The sequence below is a fragment of the Porphyrobacter sp. AAP82 genome (assembly GCF_000331285.1).
In the GTDB taxonomy this organism is placed as follows: Bacteria; Pseudomonadota; Alphaproteobacteria; order Sphingomonadales; family Sphingomonadaceae; genus Erythrobacter.
In genome coordinates, this window is sequence record NZ_ANFX01000031.1 from 48,516 (window position 1) to 57,424 (window position 8,909).

Consider the following 8,909-nt stretch of genomic DNA (forward strand, 5'->3'; position numbering starts at 1 on the left):
TCGTGAAGCAAGACTACACCCCCGAAGACGAACTCCTGTTCCTGGCCCTCGGCGGTTCGGGCGAGATCGGCATGAACGTCAATCTCTACGGAGCCCAAGGCAAATGGATCATGGTCGATCTGGGCATGACCTTCTCGGGCAACGAATACCCGGGGGTCGAACTGGTCTTTGCCGATCTCGAATTCATCGAGGCGCGCGCCAAGGACCTCATCGGCATCGTCCTCACCCACGCGCACGAGGACCACATCGGCGCGGTGCCCTATTTCGCGGGCGATCTGGGCGTGCCGCTCTATGCCACGCCGTTCACCGCCGATCTGGTGGCAAGGAAGCTCGAGGAGGCCGGGCTGCTCGGCGAGGTCGAACTCAACATCATCGAGGACGACCACGGCCAGATCGAGCTCGGCCCCTTCAGCATCACCTATCTGCCGCTCGCGCATTCGATCGCCGAGGGCAATGCGCTGCTGATCGACACGCCGCACGGCCGCATCTTCCACACCGGCGACTGGAAGCTCGACGAGGAACCGATCATTGGCGAGCCGACCACCGAGGAAGAGCTGCGCGACATCGGCGCCGAGGGCGTGCTGGCGCTGGTGTGTGATTCGACCAATGTCTTCAATCCCAATCCCTCGGGCAGCGAAGGCGCGGTGCACCGTGCGCTGATGGAGGAAGTCGCGCGCCATTCGGGCAAGCGCGTCGTCGTCACCACCTTTGCGAGCAACGTCGCGCGCCTCCAGACGCTGGGCGAAGTCGCGCGCGAGACGGGGCGGCAGATCTGTGTTGCCGGCCGCTCGCTCGACCGCATCATCGAGGTCGCACAGGACAATGGCTACCTTGCCGATTTCCCCGCTCCGGTCGATTTCGAGACCGCGATGGGGCTGCCCCGGGGCGAGGTGCTGATCATCGCCACCGGCGGGCAGGGCGAGCCGCGCGCGGCGCTTTCGCGCATGGCGGAGAGCAATCATCCGATCGAGCTGGTCGCGGGCGACGTGGTGCTGTTCTCCTCGCGCCAGATCCCCGGCAACGAGATCGCGATCGGCAAGATCCAGAACCAGCTCGCCGCGCGGGGCATCCAGATGGTGACCGACCGGCAGGCGCTGATCCACGTATCGGGCCATCCCGGGCGGCCGGAACTGGAAGCGCTTTACAGCTGGCTCAAGCCCGAAATTCTCGTCCCCGTCCACGGCGAGATCCGCCACATGGCCGAACAGGCCCGCGTCGGCAAGGCCAGCGGCATCCCGCATCAGGTCGTCCAGAAGAACGGCGACATCGTGCGCCTTGCCCCCGGCAAGCCCGGCAAGCTCGCCGAGGTGCGCGCCGGACGCCTGGTGCTCGATGGCGACATCATCGCGCCCGCCGATGGCGATGCGATCACCATGCGCCGCCGCATCGCGGGCGAGGGCGTGCTGGTGGTGGTGCTGGCCCGCGGCGCGCGGCCGGTGATCGAGGCGGTCGGCCTGCCGCTTGACGAGGACCTCCCCGAATTCCTCGCCGAAGCGGCCGAGGATGTGCTGAAGGCGATCGGCCGATTGAAGGGCCGCGATGCCAAGGACGAGGCCGCAGTGCGCGAGGCCGCGCGCCTTGCCGCCCGCCGCTGCGCGCAGCGCTGGTCGGGCAAGCGTCCGCAGGTGCGCGTGGTGATGCCGGGCAGCGCGGGCTGATGCAGATCACCTCGATCCTTGCGATCTACTTCCTGTTTTGGGTGATGAGCGCCTTCATCATGCTGCCCTTTGGCGTGCGCACCGCGGACGAGGCCGGGGTCGAGAAGGTCCCCGGCCAGGCCGATAGCGCGCCGGTCGACTTCCGGCCCGGCAGGCTGGCGCTGCGCGCGAGCCTGGTCGCAGCGGTGCTCACCGCGCTGTTCGTCGCCAACTTCACCTATGGCTGGATCACCGCCGCCGATATCGACGTCCTGCCCAAGCCGCCGGGCGCGGGTTAGGTCCGGAACCGCTCGATCGCCTGGGCGAGCGCGACGTAGAGCTTGCCCATGTCCGATCCCAGCATCGTCACGCTCAGCACGTGGCCATCGCGGGTCGACAGCGTCTGGCGCAGCAGCGCCTCGAAATCGTGGATGTAGCGGCTGACGTTGAGCTTGAAGGTCTCGTCGGCGGTGTAGAGCGCGGCGATGTCCTTGGTGGTGCCGGCATCGAGCAGCCTGACCGCGCGGCGGGTGAAGATCCCGCGGTCGCCCTTGAGATAGGCGTCCCACGCGGTGTCGGCCACCTCGTGCGACAGCACCCCTGCGATATCGATCGCTGCCGAATTGAGGCTGTCGGTGATCAGCGCCATGCGCCGTGCGAAGTCGTTGTTGACCTGCTCCTCGGCAAGGTCGCGCGCGCGGATGACACGCTGTTCGAGGTTGCCGGTCAGCTCATTGACCTTGACCAGCTGGTCGCGCAGCTGGATGGCCGCCTCGCGCCCGACACCCGCAGCATGCGCGGCCGACTGTTCGAGCGCGCCGAGGGTGGCTGCGGTTTCGTTGCGCAGGCTCCTCTCGAGCGCCTCGACCGCCTCGGCGCCGAGCCGGCTTGCATGGCCCAGCATCCGCTCGCGCGCGCCCTCGTCAAGGGTGGTGAAGGCGCCGGTGATCGCGGTTTCGAGCGCGGCGAGGTTTCCGCGCAGCGCTTCCTCGGTGCCGGCCGCCAGCGCGCCGCTATCCTCGGCAAGCCGGGCAAAGCCGCTGCGAAGGCCCTGAAGCCGTGCGAGCACATCCTCGGTCTCTTCGGCAAGGCGGGACTTGAAGCCGGCGATGGCGGTTTCGGCCGCGTCGATCCCGTCGCGGGTGTGCCGCAGGGTATCCGAAAGATCGCTGCCGGCCTGTGCCGAGCGGAGCATCAGCGCGGCGACCTTGTCCGCGCGCGTCTCGGCGGTTTCGAGCGCGGCATTGGCCCCGCCGATCGCGCCGGTCAGTTCCTCGCGGCAGGTGCGCGCGCCCGACTGGAGGATTTCGAGCAGCCGCACCGAACTGTCGGTGAGCTGCGTCATCTCCGCTTCGGTCGCGGCAAGCGCGGCGCGCTTTTCGGCAAGCTGGCGGCCCAGCGCCTCGAGCGCCCCGCCAAGGTTTGCCCGGGCGGTCTCGCCTGCGGTGCCGGCCTTGCTTACCGCGCGTGTCAGTTCGGCGACGCGTTCGGACATGGCTTCGCCCTGCGCGACGAGCTTCTCGATCTCCGCAATCTGCGCCTCGCGCCGCTGGGCGAGGGCATCGTCGAGCGCGGCAAGCCGCTGGGCAAGCACTTCGCTGGCCTGGGTCTCGCGGGTATCGAAAGCCGACTGGCGCTGTTCGATCAGTTCATCGAAACTGCGGTTGCGCGCTTCGAGGTGATCATCGAAGCGCATCGCCTCGTCGCGCAGCTGGATGATGCGCTGCGCCGCGGCCGCACTGGTGCTGCGGTCGAGCTCGTCGACGAGGCGCAGCTTTTCGAGCATGGTGTCGTGCAGCGATCCGATCGTCTCGGCAAAGCGCGCTTCGGCGTTGTCTGCCGCTTCGCTGAGGCGCGCGGCGGTGCTTTCCGCCTCGCTTGCCGCGGCGCCGGCCCGTTCGCGCAGCGCCGCGATCGCCTCTTCCTCGAGCGCGCCCACGGCCGCGCGGTAGTTTTCGGCGTCCGTCCGGAGCGCGGCAAAGCGCTGGGTGACCAGTGCCTCGATCCGCACTAGCTGGCCCTCGAACCCGGCGAGCGAAGCGCCGACACTCTCACCAAGCCGCGCGACCTGTTCCTCGCTGGCGGCGCCCGCGGCCTTCAACCGCTCGAACCCGCCCTGAAGCCGCTCCAGCTGATCCTCGGCCACGCGCCCGGTGCTGCCGATCTGGTTGGTCACATCGCGCGCGGCATTGGCGATCACCGGCAGATCGTCGCGCAGCCGGTTCATGTTGCCGAGCGCGGTCTCGCTGGTGGTGGCGATCGTTTCCACCTCGGCACCGTTGTTGCGGATCAGCGCCTGCAACTCGCCCGCATGGGCCGAGAGACGTTCGGCGGCGATGCGGCCCAGTGCGTCGAGATCGCGGGCCTCGGCGGCGAGGAATTCGCGCGCGAGGCTGAGTTCGCGGTTCACCACCTTGAGCCGCGCCTCGAGCGCGGCGCTTTCGCGGTTCATGGCCGCAGCCGTTGCGGCAAAGCGCTGCGCCTCGGCCTGCGAGGAGCGCATCGAGAGGAGCCACATGATCCCGACCAGCGCCACCGGGACCGCCCACATCACCACCCACTGCGCCCACTGCGCAGGCACGGTGCGCGCCTGCATGTCGGCAAGATGGGCCCAGACGAAGAACCCGCTCCATCCCCCGATCGCCAGCACCGCAAGCGCCGGTGCGGACTTTGCGAGCAGCGAGGGGCGGGGCGTGTCGGGCACGGCCTCCACGCTCTCCTCGTCCACCCAGGTGTCAGACAATTCAAGCGCTTCGCCGCCGTCCTCCGCTTCGGGAAGCGAGGTGTCGCCCGCGTTGTCGCTGCCGCTCTTGCGCCCCAGGGCGCGTATCTGGTGCCGTCCTGCCATGCCCCTTCATACCACAGCACGACTCGGGATAAACCCCGCTTTAACCAATCCGGGTTAATCCCGAGCCATGGCATTCAATCATGGAGCTCTGGATGCAACCCTTGCGGCGGCGGCCGGCGATGATGCCGCGCTGCTGCGCGAGCTGCGCAGCGCCTTTCTCGAGAGTGCGGCCAAGCAGCTCGATCTGCTGAAGCGCGCGCGCTGTGACGGCAACTGGCATGTCGCCGCGATGCGCCTGAAGGGCCTTGCCGCGAGCTTCCACGCCGAGGACCTGCTCCAGGCCGCCGAGATCGCGCTCCACGCCGCCCCCGGCGAGCCGATGGCGATCCGCGAGGTCGAGGCGGTGATCGCCCGCTTCGCGCGCACCCGCATCCCCGATCCCAACCGCATCTGATCCCGCCCGCAGCGCACGCCCGCAATGCGGCGCTTGAACCGCTGCGCGTAACGCGCCAATCCCTGTGCGCCCGTCAGGGGGATTGGAGGAGCACCACCCATGCGCATCGGCCTTATCGCCGCCTTGCGTCACAGCGAGGAAGGCACGCTTCGCGCCGCGCTGCCGCTCGCCGGGCGCAGCGTGATTGCATGGCAGGCGGCGCTGCTGCGGGGGCTCGGCGCTGAACGGGTGCTGTGTCTGGCCGAGACGCCGGGCGGCACGGTGCTCGAATTGCAGCATGTGCTCGAAGCGCAGGGCGTGCAGTTCCATGCTCTCAAAGGCATCGCCGCGATCCCCGCGCTGGTGCGCGCCGAGGATGATCTCGTCATCCTCGCCGACGGGCTGGTGCCCGATCCGGCGGTGGTGCGCGCGCTCGCCGGCGGGGCGGGAGATGCGCCCTTGCAGCGGATGGTGGTGACGATTTCTGCCGATCACCCGCTCGCCGCCGCGCATCCGGAGGACTTCGAACGCATCGACGCGCAGCGCCACTGGGGCGGGGTGCTGGTGATGCGCGGCGCCCCGGCGCAGCGTCTTGCCGAATTTCCTGTCGATGCCGACGCGGTATCGCTACTGCTGCGCCTCGCGCTTCAGGCCGGCACGCCGACCCGCGAGCTTGCCGCGCGCGAGCTGGTGCCCGAGACCTGGCTGCTCGCCGACAGCACTGCCGCCGTCGCGCGGCAAGAGGGCGCGCTGATTGCCGCCGCCGCCCCGCCTGCCGATTGGCGTGCGCCGGGCAGCGGCCTTGCCGCGATGGCGGTGCGTGCCGCGGTGCCGCGCGGGCTCGACCAGGGCCCGCTCATCGCCGGGGGCACGGGACTGGTGCTGCTTTTGTGCGGGGTGATGGCCGCCGCCTTCGGCTTTGCCGGAGCGGGGCTCGCGCTGGCGGGGGCAGGCGTGTTCGCGGCGCAGGTGTCGCAGGGCTTTGCCGCGCTTGGGGCAAGGCTGCGGCGCGAAAGCGGGGCGGGGGCGGGCGGCCCGGGCAGGGTGCTGGAGGCGCTGTGCGATCTCATTGCGGGCATGACGCTATGGTTCGGCCTTGCGCCCTTTCCCGAATGGGACCCGCTCGCAAGCCTTGGCCCGGTCGCCTATGCGCTCGCCCGGCTTGCCGCGCGCGGGCGCGGGGACAGCGCGCTCGCCGCTGTGGCTTCCGACCGGGCGAGCCTGCTCGCCCTCCTCGCGGTTGCGGCCGGCTTCGGCCTCCTGCCCGAGGCGCTCGCCTGTCTCGCCTTGGGGCTATGCGCAGCTTTGCTGCTGCGCGCGGGCGCAGAATAATCTAACCCGTCTTTAACTATGCGGGCCCTATGCCCCGAGGACGATGGGCGAAGAGACGATGGACCTTGCCGCCGACGATGCTGTCGAGGCGATCCTGCGCGGCGGGCTCGCGCGGGAGGCCCGCGCGCTGACGGCGGTCGTCCCGGTGCTGCGTCACCTGCTCGGCTCGGAAGCCCAAAGCCTTGTCAGCGACGCCATCCTCGCCCGGGTGCGCGGCATGATCCGCGATATCGCCGCCCAGCTCAGCGCCGCCGGGGCCGGTCGCGATCCGGCCGCGCGCGCGGCGGGGGGCGATCCGGCCGGCATCGACGCGCTTGCCGAAAGCCTGCTGGCAGACGCAGCGCTGCTCGCCCATTGTCACGCCTTGGCGACCGAGAGCCTGGTCGCCGACCGGCTCCAGCAGCGCCATGCGATCGATCCGGTGTTGAGCCCGCTGCTTCAGGAACTGATCGCTGCCGAGGACCCCGCGGTTGCCGCGCTTGCCATGGCGACGCTCGCCGCGCAGTCGCGCTTCGTGCAGGGCCAGCGGCGCATGGAGCTGCCGCTCGGCGAGCTGCCGGCCGAACTGTTCCATGCCCTCATTGCCCGCGCAGACGCGCCGGGCAGCGCGGGCATCGCGCGTCTCCAGACCGGCTATGACGAGGCGGCCTCGCGGCTCGGGCTGCTGGCGCGGCTAGTCGCGGCGATGCGCCGCGGGGCGGTGGCTGCGCTCGCGATCGACCATGCGGGGCTGGCGCTGTTCGCCTCGACCCTCGCCCGCGAAACCCGGGCCGAGCGCGGCGCGGTGGTGCTCGCCTGCCACGAAGGCCAGAGCCTGCGTCTGGCGCTGCTGCTGCGCGCCGCCGGCCTTGCCGCGCCTGCGATCGAGCGCCAGCTGGTGCTCGCCGAACCCGCCGCGCAGCTGCCCGTCGCCATCGGCGCGCTTGCCCCGCAGCGCGCCGCCGCGCTGCTCGCTGCGGACGGGCCGGCGTAATGAACATGGCGGGCCCTACCGAAACGCTGGCAGGCGCCTATGGCCTGACCGATGCACAGGGGCGCCTGCTCAGCGCGGACGCGCCGCTGGCCGACTTGCAGGAGCGCTGCGGAGGTGACCTCCCCGGCACGCTTGCGATCCCCGAACTGCTCGCGCTGGTGCGCCAGGCGCGCGGGCTCGGCCTCAAGATCGCGCGCGGCTTTTCGGCCTTCGATGGCGAGTCCGAAGTTTCGGGCTTTGCGCGCATCCACCCGCTCAGCGAGGATGATGGCGGCGGCTGCGAGGTGCTGGTCGAGAACTGGCAGAGGAGCCCGCTGCCGCAGCCCTCGGCGCGCGAATTCGCCGAGCGGCTCGATGCGATCGACCGCGCCATCGCCGAAGTCAGCGCGCGCCTCGATGCGCGCCAGCGGCTTCAGGTGCTGAGCACCCGCGCGCGCGATGCCGCCACGCTCGAGGCGGCCGCGCTCGCCGCGCCCGGCACCTTGTGGAGCGAACTGGTCGAACTCACCGACATCACCCACCACCAGCCGCTCCACTGGCGGCTGCTCGATGGCGCCGCGTGCCGCTTCGAAGGTTCGGCGCGGGGCTGGCGGGTGCGGCTCATCCCGCTCGGGGTCGATGCGCAGAACCCCGCCGGCTTCGAACTGCTGCTGATCGCCGAGCAGCCGCTCGCCGAAGGGGTGGGCGGGCCGGATCAAGGCGCCGAAGGCGAGGGGCCCCTCGAAACCTCGCCCGCGCGGCTTGTCGGCACGGCGCTCACCCCGGTGCTGCGCCAGCCCGTGCAGCGCATCATCGCCAATGCCGAGACGATGCGGGCGCGCCTCGCCGGGCCCTTGCGCGACGAATACAGCGAATATGCCGGAACCATCGCCAGCGCAGGCCAGCACCTTGCCGCGATGCTCGATGACCTTGCCGATCTCGAAGTGGTCGAGACCCCGGGCTTCAGCACGGCGCGGGAGCCGGTCGACCTTGCCGATGCCGCCGCCCGCGCTGCGGGCATCCTTGGCGTGCGCGCCCGCAACCGCGATACCGCGCTGGTGGTGGAGGGCGAACACGGCGGCGCCATCGCCCGCGCCGAGTTCCGGCGGGTGTTGCAGATCCTCATCAATCTGGTCGGCAATGCGGTCGCCTATTCGCCCGCTTCCAGCACGGTCACGATCAGCACCTTCGCGGCGGGCGAGGGCCGGGTGGCGGTCAGCGTCGCCGACCAGGGGCCGGGCATCAGCCCCGAGCAGGCCGCGAAAGTCTTCGACAAGTTCGAACGGCTCGGCCGCGACAGCGGGCGCGACGCCGGCAAGGACGGGGGCTCGGGCCTCGGCCTCTATATCTCGCGCCGGCTTGCCGAGGCGATGGCGGGCACCTTGAGCGTCGGGGTGGCAGCGGGAGGGGGCGCATTGTTCACGCTGGAACTGCCCGCCGCCTGATTGCCGGTCAGCCGCGGCCAAGCAATCGCGGCAGCCCGATCAGGATCGCACCCGACAGCACCATCGCGCCGCCCCGGAACGCCCATTCCCGCTCGCCGAGCATGAAGCTGTCCGCAGGCCAGCCCAGCACGCCAAGGCCTTGCAAGCCCCAGATACAACCGAGGGCGACAAGGAACATCCCTGCCGCCCTCAGCATCAGCATCGTTCGCGAGCCGCTCAGCGCTTGTCCAGCGGAATGTAATCGCGCTCCGTGGGCCCGGTGTAGAGCTGGCGCGGCCAGCCGGTTTCTCTCGAGAAACCGGGCACTAGGACAAGGCCGCGC

The 8,909-nt window shown here is 70.4% G+C and carries 8 protein-coding genes; 6 read left to right on the plus strand and 2 right to left on the minus strand.

Going from position 1 to position 8,909, the window contains the following annotated elements:
• Window positions 1-2: 2 nt before the first annotated feature.
• Together D620_RS0109880 and D620_RS0109885 are read left to right on the plus strand one after the other, a co-directional pair.
• Window positions 3-1,658, plus strand: a complete 1,656-nt coding sequence (locus D620_RS0109880; protein ID WP_017665641.1) for a ribonuclease J — start codon at window positions 3-5, stop codon at window positions 1,656-1,658.
• Window positions 1,658-1,936, plus strand: coding sequence for a DUF1467 family protein (locus D620_RS0109885; RefSeq protein ID WP_017665642.1), 279 nt, complete (start codon window positions 1,658-1,660; stop codon window positions 1,934-1,936). Before D620_RS0109880 ends, D620_RS0109885 begins: the two co-directional genes overlap by 1 nt.
• Here the strand turns inward: D620_RS0109885 and D620_RS0109890 are convergent.
• Complete coding sequence (locus D620_RS0109890) at window positions 1,933-4,485, minus strand: hypothetical protein (protein ID WP_017665643.1); 2,553 nt, start codon at window positions 4,483-4,485, stop codon at window positions 1,933-1,935. The genes D620_RS0109885 and D620_RS0109890 overlap by 4 nt on opposite strands.
• Before the next feature lie 67 nt (window positions 4,486-4,552).
• Between D620_RS0109890 and D620_RS0109895 the strand changes: the two genes are divergently transcribed.
• From D620_RS0109895 to D620_RS0109910, 4 genes are all read left to right on the plus strand, one after another.
• Window positions 4,553-4,879 carry a hypothetical protein gene (locus D620_RS0109895; protein ID WP_017665644.1) on the plus strand — a complete coding sequence of 109 codons (327 nt, stop codon included), beginning with the start codon at window positions 4,553-4,555 and terminating at the stop codon, window positions 4,877-4,879.
• Between the two features lie 99 nt (window positions 4,880-4,978).
• Window positions 4,979-6,190 (plus strand): hypothetical protein, encoded by a 1,212-nt coding sequence (locus D620_RS0109900; protein WP_017665645.1) that lies wholly within the window; start codon window positions 4,979-4,981, stop codon window positions 6,188-6,190.
• A gap of 43 nt (window positions 6,191-6,233) precedes the next feature.
• Entirely contained in the window at window positions 6,234-7,163 is a 930-nt protein-coding gene (locus D620_RS0109905; RefSeq protein ID WP_017665646.1) for a hypothetical protein, read from the plus strand.
• Between the two features lie 5 nt (window positions 7,164-7,168).
• Window positions 7,169-8,587 (plus strand): sensor histidine kinase, encoded by a 1,419-nt coding sequence (locus D620_RS0109910; protein ID WP_233992054.1) that lies wholly within the window; start codon window positions 7,169-7,171, stop codon window positions 8,585-8,587.
• A 7-nt stretch (window positions 8,588-8,594) separates the two neighbouring features.
• Here the strand turns inward: D620_RS0109910 and D620_RS0109915 are convergent, their stop codons facing one another.
• A complete protein-coding gene (locus D620_RS0109915; RefSeq protein WP_017665648.1) occupies window positions 8,595-8,789 on the minus strand; it encodes a hypothetical protein in 195 nt (64 codons plus the stop codon).
• Window positions 8,790-8,909: the final 120 nt, after the last annotated feature.